We start from the raw sequence: 23068 nt of genomic DNA, 5'->3' as shown, positions 1-23068 counted from the left end.
AAGGACATCACCTCATGGTGCCGACAAGCAAGTCGGTCGACGGCGGCCGGCCGCCGGGAGCCGGTAAACCGGTGGGCGCCCGGATCGCCCTCGTCGAGCGGATCGCCGGCTGGTCCGTCCGCCACCGCGGCGTCGCGATCGGCGGCTGGCTGGCCCTGGTCGCGGTGGCCTTCCTGGCCGGCATGGTGGTCGAGGGCCCCGACGCGCGCACCTCCGACCCGGGTGACACCGGTCGCGCCCAAGCCGTGCTCAACGAGCAGGAGGGGTTCGACCCCATCCGGGAGAGCGTCCTGGTCCAGGCGAGGGAACCGGGCGGCGCGGCGTTCGCCGACGACCCCGAGCTGCGCCGGGCGGCCGACGACCTGGTGGCCGCGCTCAACGGCACCGGGGGCGCGGCGATCGGCGTCCGCTCGCCCACCGCGCCCGACGGCGCCGACCTGATCTCCGCCGACGGCCGCTCCGCGCTGGTGACCTTCGAGGTCGCCGGGCCGGCCGAGCGGGTCAGGGCGAACTTCAAGGCGGCGGTGGACGCGGTCGACGCCACCGCGCAGCGCTACCCGGACCTGCGGGTGGCGCAGGCCGGCGACCGCAGCCTGACCACCGCGGTGGACCAGATCGTCAAGGACGACCTCAACCGGTCGCACCTGCTCTCCCTCCCGATCGTGCTGATCATCCTGGTGCTGGTGTTCGGCTCCCTGGTCGCCGCGAGCATCCCGGTGCTGCTCACGCTGACCGGCGTGCTGGCCACCTTCTCCCTGCTCCAGGTGATCGGCAAGGTCATCCCGATCAACAGCGCGGTGTCGTCGCTGATCCTGCTGATCGGCATCGCCGTCGGCGTGGACTACTCGCTGTTCTACCTGCGCCGCTACCGGGAGGAGCGGCTCGCGGGCCGCGACGGCGACGCCGCGCTGCGCGTCACCGCCCGCACCTCCGGGCACGTGGTCGTGGTCTCCGGCCTGACCGTCATGCTGTGCCTGACCGGGTTGCTGTTCACCGAGCTGGACGCCTTCCGGGGCCTCACCGTCGGCACCGTGCTGGTGGTCGGCCTCGCCATGATCGCCTCGGTCACGGTGCTGCCCGCCGCCGTGGCGCTGCTCGGCGACCGGGTCGACAAGCTGCGCGTGCCGTTGCTGGGCCGCGGCCGGGTCACCGCGAGCGAGTCGCGGATCTGGTCGGCGATCGTGCGCCGGGTCGTCCGGCGCCCGGCGCTGTGGGGCGGCGGGGCGGCGCTGGCCCTGGTGGTCATGGCGCTGCCGGTGCTCAACATCCACCTCCAGGACGCGGCCGTGGTCAACAGCCTGCCGCGCAGCGTGGTCGCCGTGGACAACGCGGTGCGCATGCAGGAGGCGTTCCCCGGCGCGCCCACGCCCACCCGCGTCGTGGTGTGGCGGGAGGACGGCTCCGCCGCGAGCACGCCGGAGATCATGGCCGCGGTCGACGAGCTGCGGGACCGGACCGCGGCCGACGGGGCGATCCACGACCCGATCGCGGTGGCCCAGGTCGACCGGGCGCTGGTGCTGCGGGTCCCCATCTCCGGCTCGGGCACCGACGAGACCACCAACCGCGCCCTGGAGGAACTGCGCACCCAACTGCTGCCGGAGACCCTCGGCCGGGTCGACGGGGTGGACTACGCGGTGAGCGGCAAGTCCGCGCAGATCTACGACTTCACCCAGCGGATCAGCGAGCGCACGCCCCTGGTGTTCGGCTTCGTGCTGCTGCTGGCGTTCGTGCTGCTGGTGGTGGCGTTCCGGTCGCTGGCCATCCCGCTGGTGTCGATCGTGCTCAACCTGCTGGCCATCGGCGCGGCGTGCGGCGTGGTGACCTGGATCTTCCAGTACGGCAACCTCGAACCCGTGTTCGGCTTCACCTCCTACGGCGGGGTGATGGACTGGTTGCCGCTGTTCATCTTCGTCATCCTCTTCGGCCTGAGCATGGACTACCACATCTTCATCCTCAGCCGGGTGCGGGAGCGGCTCGCCACCACCGGCAACGCCCGGGCCGCCATCTCCGCGGGCATCGAGAGCAGCGCCGGCGTGGTCACCAGCGCGGCGGTGATCATGACGGCGGTGTTCGCGGTGTTCATCGCCCTGACCGCGATCGAGAACAAGCAGCTCGGCATCGGCATGGCGGTGGCGGTGATCCTGGACGCCACCGTCGTGCGCGGCGTGCTGCTGCCCGCGGCGATGTCCCTGCTGGGCGAGCGCGCCTGGACGCTGCCCGGCTGGCTGCGGTGGTTCCCCGGCGGCGAGCGGCACCGGACCTCGCCGGTCAGCGGCCCCTCGCGGGAACCCGCCCAGGTCTAGCTCCACGCACCCGGCCCACGCGTGGAGCGGCCGGAGCCGGCCGTACCGGACCACCCCCAGTTCCGGTGCGGCCGGCTCCCCGCGTTCCGGGCGGGCGCCCGCGGGCCGGGAAGCGAAGGTATAGAAGGAGTATCGGGTCCGGGAACAGCCTGGGTCGGCACGCGAGAGCCGTGCGTCCCAGGATTCCCGAGGAGACCCGCGATGGCCGACGAGCAGGACGACACCCAGCGCTACCACGTCGTGGTCAACCACGAGGAGCAGTACTCCATCTGGCGCGCCGACCGCGAGCCGCCCGCCGGCTGGCGGACCGTGGGCGTGGAGGGCTCGCGCGCGGAGTGCCTCGCGCACATCGGTTCCGTGTGGACGGACATGAGGCCGCTGAGCCTGCGCAAGCGCATGGCGCAGGCGAACGCGGACTGAAGCCACGCCCGGGGCGCGGGTGCGCCCGGGCACGTCCCGGGCACCCGATCCCGGTACCCGACGGGGACGCGCCCCGGCACCGGACGACCACGCGGCGGCGGAAGGAAAGCACCGATGAGCACGGGGGAAATCGAGCGCGGCGTCGGCGACCTGCGCGACGAGCTGCTGCGGCGGAGGCTGCGCGGCGAGGCGGGCCGATCGCGGCGCGGCATCGAGCGGGTCGACCGGACCGTGCCGCTGCCGCTGTCGCACGGCCAGCAGCAGATGTGGTTCCTGAGCAGGCTCGAACCCGACAGCGCCGAGTTCCTGGTGCCGCTGGCCTTCCGGCTGCGCGGCGCCCTGGACCTGCCCGCGCTGCGGCTGGCGCTGTCGGAGCTGGTGGCGCGGCACGAGGTGCTGCGCACCCGCTACGCGCAGGCGGGCGGCGAGCCGGTCCAGGTGATCGACCCGCCCGCCCTGCTGGAGCTGCCGGTCGAGCCGGTCGCCGACGCGGACGTCCCGGCGATCGCCGGGCGGGAGGCGCGCACGCCGTTCGACCTGGAGCACCAGTGGCCGGTCCGGATCCGGCTGCTCGGGGTGGGGCTGGACGAGCACGTGCTCACCCTGGTGTTCCACCACATCGCCTTCGACGCGTGGTCCACCCGCGTTCTCGGCGAGGAGCTGGCCGCGCTCTACGCCGCCTTCACCACGGGCGCGCCGTCGCCGCTGCCACCGATCGGGGTGCAGTACGCCGACTTCGCGGCCTGGCAGCGCGCCGAGGTGGCCGGCGAGGCGCTGGAGCGCCACCTCGACCACTGGCGCACGCGCCTGGCCGACCTCTCGCCCACCGAACTGCCGCTCGACCACCCCCGGCCGCCGGTGCGCGGCCACCGGGGCGCCGAGGTGCCCTACGAGCTGCCCGACGGGCTCGCCGAGCGCGTGCGCGGGCTGGCCGGGGCGCACGGCACGACGCCGTTCGTGGTGCTGCTCGCCGCCTTCCAGGTCCTGCTGGCCCGCTACACCGGGCAGACCGACGTCCCGGTGGGCACCGTGGTGTCCGGTCGCACGCGCGCCGAGCTCCAGGGCCTGATCGGCTACGGCATCAACAGCCTGGTGCTGCGCGGCACGTGGCGCGGTGACCCCTCCTTCGCCGAACTCGTCGACCGCGCGCGGACGACGCTGGTGGAGGCCTACGAGCACCAGGCGGTGCCCTTCGCGCGCCTGGTCGACGAGCTGCGCCCCGAGCGCGACATGTCCCGCACGCCGCTCTACCAGGTCGCGATGACCATGCACGAGCGCCGGGACGGCGTGCCGGCGCTGCCCGGGCTGGAGGTCGAGCGGGTCGAGGTGACCGGCGGCATCGCCAAGTGCGACCTGGAGCTCCAGGTCCGCGACGACCTCGGCGGCCGGTTCGTGTACGCCACCGACCTGTTCGAGCCCGCCTCCGTGCGGCGGCTGGCCGGGCACTTCGTCCGGCTGCTGCACGGGCTGGTCGCCGACCCGGGCGCGTCCCTGTCCACCGTGGACATGCTGGACGCGGTCGAGCGGGACTTCGTCCTCGGCGAGCCGTTGGCGGTCGCCCCGGTCCGCGGCACCGTGCACGAGGCGTTCGAGCGGCAGGCCGCGCGGACCCCGGACGCGCTCGCCGTCGTGGCGGGCGGCGAACGGCTGTCCTACGCGGAGGTCGACCGGCGGGCCAACCGGCTCGCGCACCGGCTGCGCGCCGCGGGCGCGGGCGCGGAGTCGCTGGTCGGCGTGTGCCTGGAGCGCGGCGCGGCGCTGCTGCCGACGCTGCTCGGCGTGCTCAAGTCGGGCGCCGCCTACGTGCCGCTGGACCCGGTGAACCCGCCCGACCGGCTGGCCCACGTGGTCGCCGACTCCGGGCTGGCCACCGTGGTGACCGAGGCCGACCTGGCCGGGCTGGTCGCCGGCACCGGTGCGGCTGCGCTGCTGGTCGAGGACGTGCTGACCGACCCGGGCGCGCCGACCACCGCGCCGGAACCGGTGACCGGGCCGGACAACGCCGTCTACGTGATCTACACCTCCGGCTCCACCGGGAAGCCCAAGGGCTGCGTGCTGACCCACGCCAACGTGCTGCGGCTGATGTCCACCGCGGCCGAGCACCTCGCGTTCACCGCCGGGGACGTGTGGTCGATGACCCACTCCTTCGCCTTCGACGTGTCGGTGTTCGAGATGTGGGGCGCCCTGCTGCACGGCGGCACCCTGGTGGTGGCGCCCCGGGAGGTGACCCGCTTGCCGGAGGAGCTGCTCGACCTGCTCGTCGCGGAGCGGGTGACCGTGCTGAGCCAGACCCCGTCCGCGTTCCGCGCGCTCACCGCGGCGGAACCGTCGCCGGAGGGCCTCGCGCTGCGCGCCGTGGTGTTCGCGGGCGAGAAGCTGGAGACCGCGGAGCTGCGGCCGTGGGCGGATCGGTTCGGGCTGGACGCGCCCGCGCTGGTGAACATGTACGGCATCACCGAGACCACGGTGCACACCACCTTCCACCGGGTGACCGCCGAGGACCTGGCGCCGCACGCGGCCAACCGGGTCGGCGCGCCGCTGGCGGACCTGCGCGTGCGGCTGCTCGACCGGGACGGCCTGCCGGTGCCCGTCGGCGTCGTGGGCGAGATCCACGTGGCCGGGCCCGGCGTGGCGCGCGGGTACCTGAACCGGCCGGAGCTGACCGCGCGGCGGTTCGTGCCCGACCCGTTCGGCCCGCCCGGGTCGCGGGCCTACCGCAGCGGCGACCTGGCCGCCCGCGGCGCCGACGGCGGCCTGGAGTTCGTCGGCCGCCTCGACCACCAGGTCAAGATCCGCGGCTACCGGGTCGAGCCGGGCGAGGTCGAGGCCGCCCTGTCCGCCCTGTCCGGCGTCGCCGCTGCGGTCGTGGTGGCCCGCGCCGACGGGCCGGGGGAGCGGCGCCTGGTGGCCTACGTGGTGCCCGAGGCCGGGGCCGACCCGGTGCCCGCCGAGCTGCGCGCCGCGCTGGCCCGGGACCTGCCCGACTACATGGTGCCCTCGGCGTTCGTCCGGCTGGCCGCGCTCCCGCTGACCGCCAACGGCAAGCTGGACACCCGGGCGCTGCCCGCGCCCGACCGCGACGCGCTCGGCGTGACCGGGCACGTGCCGCCGCGCACGCCCGCCGAGGAGCGGCTGGCGCGGGTGTGGGCCGAGGTGCTGGGCGTGCCGCGGGTCGGCGCGCACGACGGCTTCTTCGACCTCGGCGGCGACTCGCTGCGCGCGGTCGCGCTCGTCGGCGCGCTGCGCGCCGAGGGCCTGGACCTCGCCGTGCGCGACGTGTTCGACCACCGGACCGTGGCCGAGCTGGCCGAGGTGCTGGCCGAGCGGCCCGCCGCCGCACCGGCACCCGCCCTGGTCGCGCCCTTCGAGCTGATCGGCGCCGAGGACCGGGCGCGGCTGCCGGAGGGCGTGGTCGACGCCTACCCGCTCTCGCAGCTCCAGACCGGCATGGTGGTGGAGATGGTCGCGGCCGACGGCCGCCGCAACTACCACAACGTCAGCTCCTTCCGGATCCGCGACGAGCGGCCCTTCGACGCCGCCGCCTTCCACCGCGCGGCGGAGGTCCTGGTCGAGCGGCACGAGGTGCTGCGGACGTCCCTGCACCTGACCGACTTCTCCGTGCCGCTGCAACTGGTGCACGCGACCGCGACCATGCCGGTCGGCGTGGTGGAGGTCCCCGCGGGCGAGGCGGACGCGGCGCTGCGCGAGCACGTGCGCCGGGAGCGGGAGACCCTGTTCGACCTGGCCACGCCGGCGCTGATGCGGTTCTTCGCCCACCTCCCCGGCGACGGCGGCTGGTGGGTGTCGGTCACCGAGTGCCACCCGGTGCTGGAGGGCTGGAGCCACCACTCGATGCTCATGGAGCTGCTGGAGCTCTACGGGGTGCTGCGCGACGGCGCCCCGACGCCCGCCCACCGGCCGCCCGCGGTGCGCTTCGCCGACTCGATCGCCGCGGAGCTGGCCGCGCTCGCCTCCGAGGAGGACCGCGCGCACTGGCGCGCGGTCACCGCCGACCGGCCCGCGTTCCGCCTGCCCCCGGACTGGGGCGACGCGCCGGACGCGCCCCGGGTCAACCACCACGTCATGGTGGACTGGTCGGATCTGGCGCCCGGGCTGCGCGCCCTGGCCGGGGCCGCGGACGCGTCGCTCAAGGCCGTCATGGTCTCCGCGTTCGCCAAGGTGCTGGCGACGCTGGACACCGCGCCGTCGTTCCACGCCGGCCTGGTCTACGACGTGCGGCCGGAGATCGAGGGCGCCGACCGGGTCTACGGCATGTACCTCAACACGCTGCCGATCGCCGTCGACCGCGTCGACGCCACCTGGGTCGACCTGGTCCGCTCGGTGTTCGCCCGCGAGGTCTCGGCCTGGCCGCACCGCCGCTACCCGCTGCCCGCGCTCCAGCGCGACCACGGCGGCGGCCGGCTGATCGAGGTGTTCTTCAACTACCAGGACTTCCGCCAGGTCGACCTGGACCTGGTCGACGCCTCGGTGGGCATCGACGACAGCCCCACCGAGTTCCCGCTCACCGTCTCCTCCCGCAACGGCCACATCCACCTGACCGCCGACTCGCACGCCCTCAGCCGCGCGAACACCGAGCGCGTCGGGCGCCTGTTCCGCGCCGTGCTGACCGCCATGGCCGCCGACCCGCACGGCGACGCGCGCACCGCGCCGCTCGACGCCGCCGAGCGGGACCGGCTCCTGCGCGACTGGGCGCTCAACCCGGCCGAGCCGGTCACGCGCACCACGGCCGAGCTGGTCGCCGAGCAGGCCCGGCGCACCCCCGACGCGGTGGCCGTGGTCACCGGCGGCACCCGGCTGACCTACGCGGGGCTGGAGGCGCGGGCCAACCGGATCGCGCACCGGCTGCGCGAGCTGGGCGCCGGACCGGAGTCGGTGGTCGGCGTGCTGCTCGACCGGGGCGCCGACCTGATGCCCGCCCTGCTGGGCGCGTGGCGGGCCGGCGCGGCCTACCTGCCGATCGACCCGGAGTTCCCCGCCGACCGGGTGGCCACCGTGCTCGCCGACGCGAACGCGACCGCCGTGCTGACCGAAAGCCGGCACCTCGCCCCGGTTCCCGAGGTGATCCCGACCGTGGTGCTCGACCGCGACGACCTGGAGTCCTGCCCGGACACCGCGCCCGCCGTGCGCGCGGACCTCGACGGGCTCGCCTACGTGATCTACACCTCCGGCTCGACCGGCCGCCCCAAGGGTGTGCAGGTGCACCACCGCGGGCTGGTCAACCACGTTGCCTGGGCGGTGGACGAGCTGGCCGCGCGCGGCACCGGCGGCGCGCCGCTGTTCTCCTCGGTCGCCTTCGACCTGGTGGTGCCCAACCTGTGGGCGCCGCTGGCGGCCGGGCAGGCGGTCCACGTGGTGCCGCAGGACACCGACCTCGCCGGGTTGGGCGCCCGGCTGGTCGAGCACGCGCCCTACAGCTTCATCAAGCTGACCCCCGCGCACCTGGAGGTGCTCACCCACCAGCTGTCCCCGGCCGAGGCGGACGGGCTGGCGCCGGTGCTCGTGGTCGCCGGCGAGGTGCTGACCCGGCGCGTGGTGGAGGCGTGGCGCCGACTGGCGCCCTCGGTGCGGCTGGTCAACGAGTACGGGCCCACCGAGGCCTCGGTGGGCACCTGCGTGCTGCCGGTCGACGGCCCGGGTTCGGTTGACGGCCTGGTCCCGGCCGACACCGTCCCGATCGGGCGACCGCTGCCGAACCTGGCGGTGTACGTGCTCGACGAGCACCTGGAGCCGGTGCCCGCCGGAGTCGTCGGTGAGCTGCACGTCGGCGGCACCGGCGTGGCCCGCGGTTACCTGGGCCGGCCGGAGCTGACCGCCGAGCGGTTCGTGCCCGACCCGTTCGGTCCGCCCGGGGCGCGGCTGTACCGCACCGGGGACCTGGTCCGGCACCTGCCGGACGGCAGCGTGGACTTCCGGGGCCGCCGCGACGGGCAGGTCAAGCTGCGCGGTTACCGGATCGAGCTGGGCGAGGTCGAGGCCCGCCTCGCCGAACTGCCGGGGGTGGCCGAGGCGCGCGCGCTGCTGCGCGAGGACGCGCCGGGGGACAAGCGGATCGTCGCCTACGTGGTGCCCGCCGGCGCCGAGCCGGAACCGACCCGGCTGCGCGCCGAGCTGGCCCGCGTGCTGCCCGATCACATGGTGCCGACCGCGTTCGTCGCGCTGCCCGCGCTGCCGCTCAACGCCAACGGCAAGCTCGACCGGGCCGCGCTGCCCGCGCCGGGTGCGGACGCGCTCGCCGCCGACGCGCACGTGCCGCCGCGCAGCCCGCTGGAGGTGCGGCTGGCCGCCGTGTGGGGTGCGGTGCTCGGGACGGACCGGGTGGGCGTCCACGACGGGTTCTTCGAGTCCGGCGGCGACTCGATCCGGGCCGTCGCGCTGGTCGGCGCGCTGCGCGCGGAGGGCCTCGACGTGGCGGTGCGCGACGTGTTCGCCCACCGGACCGTGGCCGGGCTCGCCGACCTGCTCTCCGGTCGCGCCGAGCCCGCCGCCGCGGTGGCGCCGGTCGCCCCGTTCGAGCTGGTCGACGCGGCGGACCGGGCCGCGCTGCCCGACGACGCGGTGGACGCGTACCCGTTGTCGCGCAACCAGGCCGGGATGCTGGTGGAGCTGCTGGCCGACGGCGAGCGGAACAACTACCACAACGTCAACACCTACCGGGTCGCCGACGACGCGCCCTTCGACCCGGACGCGTTCCGCGCGGCCGTGCGGATCGTGGTGGACCGGCACGAGGTGCTGCGCACCTCGGTGCACCTGACCGGGTTCTCCGTGCCGCTACAGGTGGTCCACCGCGCGGTCGAGGTCCCGGTGAGCCGGCACGACCTGCGCGGGGTCGGCACCGCGGACCAGTGGCGGGAGGTGATCGACTTCGTGGCCCGGGAGCGGGCCGAGGTGTTCGACCTGGCCGCCGCGCCGCTGCTGCGCGTGCACGCGCACCTGACCTCGGAGCGGACCTGGGTCTGCGGGTTCACCCAGAGCCACGCGGTCATGGACGGCTGGAGCAACCAGCTGATGCTCATGGAGCTGGTGGCCGCCTACCGCGCCGTGCGCGACGGCGTCCGGCCCGAGCCCGCGCCCCGGCCGGCGGTCCGCTTCGCCGACTCGGTCGCGGCCGAGCTGCGCGCCCTGGCCTCCGAGGAGGACCGGCGGTACTGGCGCGGCGTCACCGCCGACCACACCGCCTTCACCCTGCCGCCGCACTGGGGCGACCGGAGCGCACCGGCCGAGGTCGTGCGCGGCGGCTTCACCTTCACCGAGCTCGAACCGGGCCTGCGCGCGCTCGCCGCCGCCGCCCGCTCGTCGATCAAGAGCGTGCTGGTGGCCGGCTACGCCGCGGTGCTGGCCCGGCTCACCGACGAGCCGGCGTTCCACGCGGGCCTGGTGACGCACACCCGGCTGGAGGAACCCGGCGCCGACCGCGTGTTCGGCACCTTCCTCAACACCCTGCCGCTGCCGCTGGACCGGTCCGCGACGACCTGGCTGGAGCTGGTGCGGTCGGTGGCGGACCGGGAGATCGAGGCCTGGCCGCACCGGCACTACCCGATGCCCGCGATCGAGCGCCCGGCCGGCGCGGGCCGGCTGGTCGACGTGTTCCTGGGCTACCTCGACTTCCACCGGCTCGACCGGGAGGTCGCCGAGGACGGGTGGGGCCTCACCGAGGCGCCCAACGAGTTCGCGCTCGGCATCACCGCGCTCGACGGCGTGCTCAGCTTCCGGTCCACGACCCACGTGCTCACCCGGGCCAACCTCGACCGGGTGGTCGGGCTGTTCCGGGCCGCGCTCACCGCGATGGCCGCCGACCCCCACGGCGACGCGCACGCGTGCCTGCTGCCCGACGACGAGGTGCGCGAGCTGATCGCCGCGGGCGGGACCGCGGGCGGGACCGGGGCGGGCAGGACGCTGGTGCAGCTGTTCGAGGAGCGGGTCGCCGCCACCCCGGACGCGCCCGCCGTGGTCGCGGGCGACGACCCGGAGCGGGTGCTCGTCTACGCCGCGCTCAACGCCAGGGCCAACCGGGTGGCGCACCGGCTGGCCCGGCTGGGCGTCGGTCCGGAGTCGCTGGTCGGCGTGTGCCTCGACCGCGGTCCCGACCTGCTGGCCGCCCTGCTCGGCGTGCTCAAGGCCGGCGCGGCCTACGTGCCGCTGGACCCGGTGAGCCCGGCCGGGCGCAGGCGCTTCGTGGCCGCGGACGCCGGGGTCGCGGCCGTGGTGACGACCGCGCCGCACGCCGCCGACCTGGTGGGCGGGGCGGCGTTCCCGGTGCTGCTGCTGGAGGACGTCGGCGACGACGAACCCGCCGCCGACCCGGTCCCGGCCGCGGTGCCGGACAACGCGGCCTACGTCATCTACACCTCCGGCTCGACCGGCAAGCCCAAGGGCTGCGTGGTCACCCACGGCAACGTGGTGCGGCTGCTGGAGGCCGGCCGCGAGCGGTACGGCTTCGGCTCGCACGACGTGTGGGCGCTGTTCCACTCCTACGCCTTCGACTTCTCGGTGTGGGAGATGTGGGGCGCGCTGCTGCATGGCGGGACCCTGGTGGTGGTGCCGCCCGAGGTGGCCCGCGCCCCGGAGCGGGTGGCGCGGCTGCTGGCCGAGCACCGCGTGACGGTGCTGTGCCAGACCCCCTCCGCGTTCCGGTCGCTGGCCGCCACCGCGCCCGCGCCGGGCACCCTCGCCACCCGCGTGGTGATCTTCGGCGGCGAGCCGCTGGAGACCGCCGACCTGCGCCCGTGGGCGGACCGGCTGGGCCTGGACCGGCCGGAGCTGGTCAACATGTACGGCATCACCGAGACCACGGTGGTGACCACGCACCACCGGGTCACCACCGCGGACCTGGCCGACCGGGCGGTGGCGCCGGTGGGCGCCCCGCTGACCGGGCAGACCGCGCACCTGCTCGACCCGCACGGCGAACTCGTGCCCGCCGGCGTCGCCGGTGAGATCCACGTCGGCGGCTCCGGGGTGGTGCGCGGATACCTCGACCGGCCGGAGCTGACCGCCGAGCGGTTCGTGCCCGACCCGTTCGGCCCGCCCGGGTCGCGCCGCTACCGCAGCGGCGACCTGGCCCGCGCGCTGCCCGGCGGCGGGCTGGAGTTCGCCGGGCGGATCGACCAGCAGGTCAAGCTGCGCGGCTACCGCATCGAGCCGGGGGAGATCGAGGCCGTGCTGTCCGGGCACTCCGAGGTGCGCGAGGCGGCCGTGGTCGTCCGCGAGGACACCCCCGGCGACCGGCGGCTGGTGGCCTACGTGGTGGGCCCGGCGGCGCCCGCCGACCTGGTCCGCCACTGCGCGGTGGGCCTGCCCGGCTACATGGTGCCGTCGGCGTTCGTCGAGGTCGACGAGATCCCGCTGACGCCCAACGGGAAGCTCGACCGGCGGGCGCTGCCCGCGCCCGCCGCGGACGCGACCGCCCGCACCGGGTACCTGGCGCCGCGCGGCCCCGTGGAGGAGCGGATCGCCGCGGTGTGGGCGGCGGTGCTCGGCCACCGGCGGGTCGGCGTCGACGAGGGCTTCTTCGAGCTCGGCGGCGACTCGATCCGCGCGGTCGCCGTGGTCGGCAGGCTGCGCGCGGAGGGGATCGACCTGACCGTGGGCGACGTGTTCGAGCGCGCCACGGTCGCGGGGCTCGCCGAGCTGGTCGCCGGGGCGGGCGCCGAACCCGCCGCCGACCTCGCCGCGGCGCCGTTCGCCCAGCTCGACGCCGAGGACCGGGCCCGGCTCCCGGAGGGCGTCGTCGACGCCTACCCGCTCTCGCAGGTGCAGACCGGCGTGCTGGTGGAGATGCTGGCCGACACCGGCGGCAACCGCTACCACGGCACGGTGTCCTACCTGGTGCGCGACGCCCGGCCGTTCGCCGAGGACGTGCTGCGGCGCGCGGTCGGCGCGGTGGTGGCGCGACAGGAGGTGCTGCGCACGTCCTTCCACCTGTCCGGCTACCGGGAACCGCTCCAACTGGTGCACGCGGCGGTCACCGTCCCGCTCGCCGTGCACGACCTGCGGCGGCTGTCCGCGGAGGAGGAGGCCGACGCGCTGCGCGGGTTCGTGGCCGCCGAACGCGCCGCGCCGTTCGACATCGAGGCGGCGCCCCTGCTGAGGGTGACCGCGCACCTCGGGGCGGGCGGCTGGCGGCTCTCGCTGACCCAGTCGCACGCCCTGCTGGACGGCTGGAGCCTGCACTCGCTGATGATGGAGCTCGTCGACCACTACCGGGCGCTGCGCTCGGGGCGCGAGCCCGTCGTCCCGACCGCGCCGCCGGTGCGCTTCGCCGACGCCGTGGCCGCCGAGCGGCGGGCGCTGGGCTCCGCGGCCGACCGCGGGTACTGGCGGGGCGTGGTGGCCGGGCACGAGCCGGTCGCGCTGCCGCCGTCGTGGGGCGACCCGACCGGCGAGCGGGTGGACTACGCCGTGCCGGTGGAGGTCGCCGACCTGGAGGAGGACCTGCGGGCGCTGGCCGCGTCGGTCCGGGTCTCGCCGAAGAGCGTGCTGCTCGCCGCCTACGGCAAGGTGCTGGGCGCGCTCACCGAGCAGGACTCGTTCCACAGCGGCCTGGTCTGCCACGTGCGCCCGGAGGTCGAGGGCGCCGACCGGGTCTGCGGCATGTACCTCAACACGGTGCCGCTGCCGGTCGCGCGGCCCACCGGGAGCTGGCGCGACCTGGTCCGCGAGGTGTTCGCCCGGGAGGCCGAGCTGTGGCCGCACCGCCGGTTCCCGCTGCCGGAGATCCAGCGGGAGGCGGGGGTGCCCGGCCGCCTGGTCGACACCCTGTTCAGCTACCTCGACTTCCGCGCGCTCGACGACCGCGACGTGGACACCCGCTCGGAGGGCGGCGGTGGCGCGACCGAGTTCGCGCTGGCCGTCATCGGCTCGCTGCGCGGCCTCGCGGTCAAGACCAACACCGGCACCCTCGCCCGGGAGCACGGCGAGCGGGTCGCCCGGATGCTGCGCGCGGTGCTGGAAGCCATGGCCGCCGACCCCGACGGCGACGCCACGGCCACCTGCCTGCCCCCGGAGGAGCTGGCGCGGCTGGTCGCCGACGGCGCGGCCGAGCTGGTCGGCGAGACCGCCGGGCGGTGCCCGCACGAGCTGTTCGCCGAGCGCGCGGCGGCCACGCCGGACGCGCTTGCCGTCGTCGCCGGCCGGCACCGGCTCACCTACGCGGAGGTGGACGCGCGGGCCAATCGGTTGGCGCATCACCTGCGTGGGTTGGGGGTGGGGCCGGAGTCGTTGGTGGGGGTGTGTTTGGACCGGGGTGTCGACTTGGTGTCGTCGTTGTTGGGTGTGTTGAAGGCGGGTGCGGCGTACGTGCCGTTGGACCCGGTCAACCCGCCCGAGCGGCTGGCCCACGTGGTCGCCGACGCGGGCGTGGCGGTCACCGTCACCGATGCCGCGCACGCCGGGGCGCTCACCGGCGAGCTGGTCGTGCTCGACCGGCTGGACCTCACCGCGCTGCCCGCCACCGCCCCACAGCCGGTGGTGCACCCCGACAACGCCATGTACGTCATCCACACCTCCGGCTCCACGGGCAGGCCCAAGGGCTGCGTGGTCACCCACGCCGCCGTCCCCAGGCTGGTCGACCGGCTGCGGGGGCTGGTCGCGTTCGGCGCGGACGACGTGTGGGCGCTGACGCACTCCTCCGCCTTCGACGTGTCGGTGTGCGAGCTGTGGTCGGCGCTGCTGACCGGCGCGACCCTGGTGGTGGTGCCCCGGGAGACCGCACAGGACCCGGACGAGCTGCTCGACCTGCTGGTCGCCGAACGGGTCACCGCGCTGATGCGCACACCCTCGTCGTTCCGGCCGCTGGTCGCCCTGGCCGAGGCCGGCGACGAGCGGGTGGACCGGCTGGCGTTGCGCCTGGTCATCGTCGGCGGCGAGCAGCTGACCGCCGCCGACGTGCGGCCGTGGGTGGCGCACCCGACCACCGGGGCGGCGGCGCTGCTCAACGTGCACGGCATCACCGAGGTCGCGGTGATCGACACCGGCCACCGGGTCGGCCCCGCCGACGCGGCCGGCGGGCCGGTGCCGATCGGCCGCCCCCTGCGGGACGTGTCCCTGCGCCTGCTCGACGCGGCGGGCGACCCCGTGCCCGCCGGCGTGGTGGGCGAGCTGCACCTCGGCGGGCCCGCGCTCGCCCGCGGCTACGCCGGCCGCCCCGACCTGACCGCGCGGCGGTTCGTGCCCGACCCGTTCGGCCCGCCCGGGTCGCGGCTCTACCGCACCGGCGACCTGGTGCGGCTGCGGCCGGACGGCGCCGCCGAGTTCGTCGGCCGGGTCGACGCCCAGGTGAAGGTGCGCGGCCACCGGGTCGAGCCGGGCGAGGTCGAGGCCGTGCTGGGCGCGCACCCGGCGGTGCGCTCGGCCGTGGTCGTCGTCCACGGCGAGACGGGCAGGTTGGTGGCCTACCACGTGCCCGACCGCGCCGACGAGCCCGCCGACGCCGCGGACCTCGCCGCGCACTGCGCCCGCGACCTGCCCGAGTACATGGTGCCGTCGGCGTTCGTCGAGGTCGACGAGATCCCGTTGACGCCCAACGGGAAGCTCGACCGCCGCGCGCTGCCCGAACCCGGCGCGCACGACCGGCGCGAGGAGCGCGCGGACGACCGCGTGGCACCGCGCACCGACTTGGAGCGCCGGGTCGCCGAGGTGTGGGCCGACGTGCTCGGCGGATCGGCCGCGGAGGTCGGCGTGGCGGACGACTTCTTCGCCGCGGGCGGCGACTCCATCCGCGCCGTGGCGCTGGTCGGCGCCCTGCGCGCGGCCGGGTTCGACGTGTCCGTGCGCGACGTGCTGCGCGACCGCACCGTGGCCGGTCTCGCCGCACTGCTCGCCGACCGGACCGGGCCCGCGGTCGAGCACGGGTCCGTCGCGCCGTTCGCGCTGGTGCCCGAAGCCGACCGCGAGCGGCTGCCCGCCGGGCTGTCCGACGCGTACCCGCTCACCCAGGTGCAGGTCGGGATGCTGGTGGAGGCGCTGGCGAACGGGACCGGGCCCGCGCCGTACCTCAACGTGGCCACCGCCCTGGTGCGCGACGAGCGGCCCTTCGACCCCGACGCGCTGCGCGCCGCCCTGGCCGTGGTCGCGAGCAGGCACGAGGCGCTGCGCACCACGGTCGACCCCACCGGCTACTCGGTGCCCCTCCAGCTGATCCGGTCCGAGGTCGAGATCCCGTTCGAGCTGTCCGGGCGCACCGGGCTGACCGACGACGGGTGGCGGGACGAGCTGGCCGCGTTCGCCGCCGCCGAGCGGGCCCGCGGCTTCGACCTCGGCTCGGCGCAGCCGCTGCTGCGGGTCACCGCGCACGTGCGCGACGAGCGGTCGTGGTTCTGCACGATCACCCAGAGCCACGTGATCATGGAGGGCTGGACGTTCAACCTGCTGCTCGACGAGCTGACCGACTGCTACCGGCGGCTGCGCGACGGGCAGGCCCCGCCGCCGCACGAGCCGCCCGCGGCCCGGTTCGCCGACGCGGTCGCCGCCGAGCTCGCCGCGCTGGGGTCCGACGAGGACCGCGGGTTCTGGCGGGCGCTGACCGACTCGCACGCGCCCTTCACCCTGCCGACCGCCTGGTCCGGCGGCCCGGAGGTGGTGGAGTTCGGCCTCGTCGTGCCGCTCGCCGAGCACCGCGACGGGCTGCGGGCGCTGGCCGCCGAGGCGGGCGTGCCGCTCAAGGCCGTGCTGCTGGCCGCGCACCTGAAGGTGCTCAGCCGGCTGACCGACGAGCCCGCCTTCCACACCGGCCTGGTCGGCCACACCCGACCCGAGGCGGCGGGTGCCGAGCGCGACTACGGCATGTACCTGAGCACGCTGCCGTTCCCGCACGACCGCACCGCGCCCACCTGGTCGGCGCTGGTCCGCCAGGTGCAGGCCCGGGAGGACGAGCGCTGGCGGCACCGGCACTTCCCGATGCCGGAGATCCAGCGGATGGCGGGCGCCGGGACGCGGCTGCTGCCGGTGATGTTCAACTACGTCGACTTCCGCCGGCAGCACGCCGACACCGTCGACGTGGTCGCCACCGGCGCCGCGACCGAGTTCGACCTGGCCGTGCACGCGCACGGCGACGACCGGATCTCGCTGCGCACCACCACGGCCGCGCTGGGCCGGGCCGAGGCGGACCGGCTGGCCGGGATGTACCGGTCGGTGCTGGCCGCGATGGCCGCGGACCCGGCGGGCGACGCCCGCGCGGTGCACCTGGACGAGACCGAGCGGGAAGGGCTGCCCGGCGGCACCGCCGAGGCCGCCCCGGCGGTCACCCGGTGCCTGCACGAGGTGTTCCGGGAGCAGGCCGCCGCCACCCCCGACGCGGTCGCGGTCGTCGCCGGCGGCACGTCGCTGACCTACGCGCAGCTCAACGCGCGGGCCAATCGGTTGGCGCATCACCTGCGTGGGTTGGGGGTGGGGCCGGAGTCGTTGGTGGGGGTGTGTTTGGACCGGGGTGTCGATCTGGTGTCGTCGTTGTTGGGTGTGTTGAAGGCGGGTGCGGCGTACGTGCCGTTGGACCCGGTCAACCCGCCCGAGCGGCTGCGCCACCTGGTCGCCGACTCCGGGGCCGCCGCGGTCATCGCCTCCGCCGAGCACGGGGCCACGGTGACCGGCGACGTGGTCGTGGTCGACCCGGGCACCGCCGGGGCGGACGCCCCCGACACCGACCCGGTCCCGCTCGCCCACCCGGACAACCTCGCCTACGCCATCTACACCTCCGGCTCGACCGGGCTGCCGAAGGGCGTGGCCGTCACGCACGCCAACGTGGTGCGGCTGTTCGAGGTGACGCAGGAGCACTACGCCTTCGACGAGTCCGACGTCTGGGTGGCGGCGCACTCCTTCGCCTTCGACGTGTCGGTGTTCGAGCTGTTCGGCGCCCTGCTGCACGGCGGCACGCTGGTCGTGCCCGCCTCGGCCGCGGTGCGCGACCCGGACGCGTTCCTCGACCTGCTGGTCGACTCGGGCGCGACGATGCTCTGCCAGACCCCGACCGCGTTCCGGTCGCTGCTCGCCGCCGCCGACGACCCCCGGCTGGGGCGCCTGGCGCTGCGCGCGGTCGTGCTGGCGGGCGAGCGGCTGGAGCCCGCCGCGCTGGTGCCCTGGGTGGACCGGCTGGGGCTGGCCCGCACCGCGCTGGTCAACATGTACGGCCCCACCGAGGCGTCGGTCTACGCGACCTACCACCGGTTCACCCGCCGGGACCTGGGCGCGGGCGGCAGCCCGATCGGCCGGCCCCTGGCGGACCTGCGCGCCCACCTGCTGGACGCCTTCGGCAACCCGGTGCCCGCCGGGGTGCCCGGTGAGCTGCACCTGGGCGGTGCCGGCGTGGCGCGCGGCTACCTCGACCGGCCGGAGCCGACCGCCGAGCGGTTCGTGCCCGACCCGTTCGGCCCGCCCGGGTCGCGGCTCTACCGGACCGGGGACGTGGTCCGCCGGTCCGGCGACGGCGGCCTGGACTTCCTCGGCCGGGCCGACCAGCAGGTCAAGGTCCGCGGCCACCGGGTCGAACCCGGCGAGGTGGAGGCCGCGCTCGCCGCGCACCCTCAGGTGCGCGAGGCCGTGGTGCTGGCCCGGCCGGACCGGGCCGGCGACCAGCGGCTGGTGGCCTACCTGGTGCTCGACGGCGAGCCGGACGTGGCCGGGCTGCGCGCGTTCCTGGCCCGGACGCTGCCCGCCTACCTGATCCCGAGCGCGTTCGTGGCCCTGGCCGAGCTGCCGGTGACCACCAGCGGCAAGCTCGACCGGCGCGCGCTGCCCGCCCCGGACGACGACGCGGTGGCGCGACAGGGGTTCGTGGCGCCGCGCACCCCGTTGCAGGAGCGGATCGCGGCGGTGTGGGCGCGCGAGCTCGGGCTGGACCGGGTGGGCGCCGAGGACGGCTTCTTCGACCTGGGCGGCGACTCCATCCGCGCGGTCGCGGTCGTCGGCGCGCTGCGCGCCGGCGGGCTGGCCGCCACCGTGCGCGACGTCCTGGAGCGCCGCACGGTCGCCGAGCTGGCCGAGGCGCTGGACGGGCGGGCCGCGGCGGTCGAGGCGCCTCCGGTGGAGCCGTTCGCGCTGCTCTCCCCGCAGGACCGGGCGAAGCTGCCCGCCGGGCTCGTCGACGCCTACCCGCTGAGCCGCAACCAGGCGGGGATGCTGGTGGAGATGCTGTCCGGCACCGGCCGCGGCCGGTACCACGTGGTCCACTCGGTGCGGGTGCGCGACGGCGTGCCGTTCTCCGCCGACGCCCTGCGCACCGCCCTGGCCGAGCTGGTCGCCCGCCACGACGTGCTGCGCACCTCGGTCGACCTGGACGGCTGCTCGGTGCCGGTGCAGCTGGTGCACGCCACCGCGACGGTGCCGGTGCGGGTGGTCGACGCCACCGGAGCGGACGACCGGGACGCCGTGCTGCGGCAGTTCGTGGCGGCCGAGGCCGGGGCGCTGTTCGACCACGCCACCGCGCCGCTGGTGCGGGTCACCGCGCACCGGTGGGCCGACGGCGAGTGGCAGTGCACCTTCACCCACTCGCACGTGGTGCTCGACGGCTGGAGCTCCGACCTGCTGCTGCGCCACCTGCTGGCGGGCTACCGCCGCGCCGTCGACGGGCTGCCGCCGCTGCCGCGCACCCCGCCCGCGATCCGCTTCGCGGACGTGGTCGCCGCCGAGGTGCGGGCGCTGGCCTCCGCCGAGGACCGCGCGTTCTGGCACTCGGTCGTGGACTCGCACGAGCGGTTCGCGCTGCCCGGCGGGTGGGGCGAACCGGGGCCGGCGGAGCCCTTCGGCGTGGTGGTGCCGCTCGACGACCTGGCCGACGGGCTGGCCCGGCTCGCCTCGGCGGCCTCGGCCTCCCGCAAGAGCGTGCTGCTGGCCGCGTTCACCAAGGTCATGTCCCAGCTCACCCCGGCGACCGCGTTCCACGTCGGCCTCACCGCGCACGTGCGGCCGGAGGTCGGCGGCGCCGACCAGGTGTACGGCATGCACCTGAACACGCTGCCGTTCCCGGTGGACCGGTCCGCGCGCACCTGGCGCGAGTTGGTGCGGCGGGTCTTCGACCGCGAGCTGGCGATGTGGCCGCACCGCGCCTACCCGATGCCCGCGATCCAGCAGGAGCGCGGCGAGGGGCGCAGGCTGCTGGAGGTCTACTTCAGCTACCAGGACTTCGACCAGTCCGACGTGGACGACGTGGTGGCGGGCGGTGGCGCGGGCGCGGCCACCAACGAGTTCCCGTTCTCCGTCGCGCCCGGGCCGGGCGGGCTCGTGCTGCGCACCAACACCGGCGTGCTCGGCCGGGACGCGGCCCGGCGGGTGGCGGAGGTGTTCCGCGCCGTGCTGGAGGCCATGGCGGACGACCCGGACGGCGACGCCACCCGCACGTGGCTGCCGGCGGGCGAGCCGGACCGGCTGCGCGAGTGGTCGACCGGCCCGGTGGTCGAGCCCTGCGGGTGGACCGCGCCAGAGCGGTTCGAGGAGCAGGTCCGCGCCACGCCCGGCGCCACCGCGCTGGTCAGCGGCGAGGTCGAGGTGACCTACGCCGACCTGGACGCGGCGGCCAACCGGGTGGCCCGGCGCCTGCGGGCGCTCGGCGTCGGCCCGGAGTCGGTGGTCGGCGTGCTGCTCGACCGCGGCCCGGACCTGGTCGCGGCACTGCTCGGGGTGTGGAAGGCGGGCGCGGCCTACCTGCCGGTCGACCCCGGCAGCCCGGCCGCGCGGGTCGTCGACGTGCTCGCCGACGCGGGCGCCGGCGCGGTGGTGACCGGCGCGGCCCTGGCCGACCGGGTGGCGGGCTTCCCTGGTCACGCGGTCGACCTCGACCGGGACGCGGCGCTGCTCGCGGACCTGCCCGCGCACCGCCCCGACGTGCCCGCGGACCCGGACCGGCTGGCCTACGTGATCTGCACGTCCGGCTCGACCGGCCGCCCCAAGGGCGTGCTGGTGCACCACCGGGGCCTGGCCAACCACCTGCGGTGGGCGGTGGACGAGCTGACCGCGCGCGGCACCGGCGGCGCGCCCCTGTTCTCCTCGGTCGCCTTCGACCTGGTGGTGCCCAACCTGTGGGCGCCGCTGCTGACCGGTCAGCCGGTGCACCTGCTGCCGCCCGAGCTGGACCGGCTGGGCGAGCACCTGGCCGCCGCCGCGCCGTACGCCTTCGTCAAGCTCACCCCCGGGCACCTGCGGGTGCTGGTGCACCAGCTCTCCGCCGAGCAGGCGGCCGGGCTCACGGGCGTGCTGGTGGTCGCGGGCGAGGCGTTCACCGGCGACGTGCTGGCCGCCTGGCGGGCGCTGGCCCCGGACGTGCCGGTGATCAACGAGTACGGGCCGACCGAGGCATCCGTGGGCAGCACCATATTCCCGGTCGACGGCGAGCCGGCGGCGGAGGTGCTGCCGATCGGCCGCCCGCTGCCCGGCACGACCGCCCACGTGCTCGGCCAGGCCCTCCAGCCGGTCCCGGTGGGGGTGCCGGGTGAGCTGCACGTCGGCGGTGCCGGGGTGGCGCGCGGCTACGCCGGCCGTCCCGGGGCGACCGCCGAGCGGTTCCTGCCCGACCCGTTCGGCGGGCCGGGGGACCGGCTGTACCGGACCGGCGACCTGGCGCGGTGGCTGCCCGGCGGCGAGATCGAGTTCCTGGGCAGGCTGGACCGACAGGTCAAGGTGCGCGGGTACCGGATCGAGCCCGCGGAGGTGGAGGTCGCGCTCACCGCGCACGCCGACGTGGCCGACGCCAGGGTGCTGGCCCGGGGCGCCGGAGCCGACCAGCGGCTGGTGGCCTACCTGGTGCCCGCCGCGGAGGAGGTGGACCTCGCGGGGGTGCGGGAGGCGTTGGGGCGGCGGTTGCCCGAGCACCTGGTGCCCGCGGACTTCGTGGCGCTGGCCGAGTTGCCGCTCAACGCCAACGGCAAGCTCGACGAATCGGCGCTGCCCGAGCCCGGCCCCCGGCGCGCCGACGCGTCGCGGGTCCCGCCGCGCACGCCCACCGAGCTGGCCCTGGCCGAGATCTGGGCCGAGGTGCTGGAGGTGCCCGGGATCGGGGTCGGCGACTCGTTCTTCGACCTCGGCGGGCACTCGATCCTGGTGATCCGGGCGGTCGCCGCGGCTCGCGGTCGCGGGCTGCCGCTGACGCTGGTGCTGTTCTACCAGCACGGGACGCTGGCCGCGCTGGCCGCGGCGCTGGATGCCGTGATGTCCAGCGCCGCGAAGAGCGGCGCTGGAGGGAACGGCGCTGCCGCCGGCGGTGCTGCTGGGAGCGGGGCTGCTGCGAACGAGGCCGCCTCCGGCGGTGCCGTCGCGAACGGGGTTCCACCCGCCCTCCCGTCCTCCGCCCCAGGGCTCACCGCGCTCACCGCGATCACCGACCCGCCGAACGACGCCACCATCCCGTCACCACTGGCGGCGATGGCGGCGCACCGGGTGCCCGGCCTCAGCGCGGCCCGCCTGGCGGGTGGCGAGCTGGTCGCCGTCGAGGCCTTCGGCGAGCTGACCCCCGGCGGCCCGCCGGTCACCCCGGACGCGCTGTTCCAGGTGGGCTCGCTGAGCAAGCACGTCACCGCGTTCGGCGTGCTGCGGCTGGTCGGCCAGGGCGCGCTGGACCTCGACGCGGACGTCAACCACTACCTGCGCGGCTGGCGGGTCCCCGAGGAGCCCGGCGTCGCGCCGGTCACCGCGCGGCTGCTCTTGGGGCACCGCTCCGGCCTGGCGCCCAACCCCGGCAAGGGCTACCCGGCCGACCGGGTGCCCGCGCTGGCGGACCTGTTGCACGGCCGCGCCGGGCACCCGGCGGTGACCAGGGAGACCGCGCCGGACACCGCGTTCCGCAAGGCCAACGTGCACTACTCGGTGCTGCAACTGCTGCTGGAGGACCTCACCGGCTCCTCCTTCGCGGACCTCATGCGGGACCTGGTGCTGGACCCGCTCGGCATGCACGCCAGCGACTTCGACCAGGACTTCCCGCACCGCTGCGGCAGCCAGGTCGCGCTCGGGCACCACGCCGACGGCTCCACCGTGGACGGTGGCTGGCTGGTCCGGCCGGACCTCGCCGCCGCCGGGCTGTGGACCACCGCGACCGACCTGGCCAAGTTCGCCGCCGAGGTGCGCCGGTCGGCGCTGGGCCGACCGCTGGCCGTCTTCGCCCGCCCGCTGGTCGAGCAGGCGCTGACGCCGCACCCGGACAGCCTCTACGGCCTGGGCACCGTGGTGGACCCCGCCGACGGCGACCCGCAGTTCGGCCACGGCGGCGAGCCGGTCGGCTACCACGCCTTCAGCACCTGCCGGGTGCGCTCGGGCGAGGGCTGGGTCGTGCTGACCAACGGCGCGGCGGGCGCCGAGGTGATCCGCGGCCTGATCGCCGAGCCCGCCCCGACCACCGAGAGCTGAGGAGCAGC

At 76.1% G+C, this 23068-nt stretch carries 3 protein-coding genes; all 3 read left to right on the top strand.

The window, feature by feature from the left end; translation table 11 throughout:
* The first annotated feature begins 14 nt into the window (after positions 1 to 14).
* The 3 genes from ABD223_RS38845 to ABD223_RS38835 all read left to right on the top strand — a co-directional run bounded on the left by ABD223_RS38845 (position 15) and on the right by ABD223_RS38835 (position 23060).
* Entirely contained in the window at positions 15 to 2303 is a 2289-nt protein-coding gene (locus ABD223_RS38845; RefSeq protein ID WP_344042475.1) for an MMPL family transporter, read from the top strand.
* A 201-nt stretch (positions 2304 to 2504) separates the two neighbouring features.
* Positions 2505 to 2723: an MbtH family protein gene (locus ABD223_RS38840; RefSeq protein WP_344042473.1), complete on the top strand. Its 219-nt coding sequence runs from the start codon at positions 2505 to 2507 to the stop codon at positions 2721 to 2723.
* Positions 2724 to 2837: 114 nt separating this feature from the next.
* On the top strand, positions 2838 to 23060 hold the full coding sequence (locus ABD223_RS38835; RefSeq protein WP_344042470.1) for an amino acid adenylation domain-containing protein: 20223 nt from the start codon (positions 2838 to 2840) through the stop codon (positions 23058 to 23060).
* Positions 23061 to 23068 lie beyond the last annotated feature (8 nt).

Source organism: Saccharothrix xinjiangensis, assembly GCF_039527585.1.
Classification (GTDB): domain Bacteria; phylum Actinomycetota; class Actinomycetes; order Mycobacteriales; family Pseudonocardiaceae; genus Actinosynnema; species Actinosynnema xinjiangensis.
The sequence above is the reverse complement of the archived record's forward strand: the minus strand, read 5'-3'. Positions and strand labels throughout refer to the sequence as shown.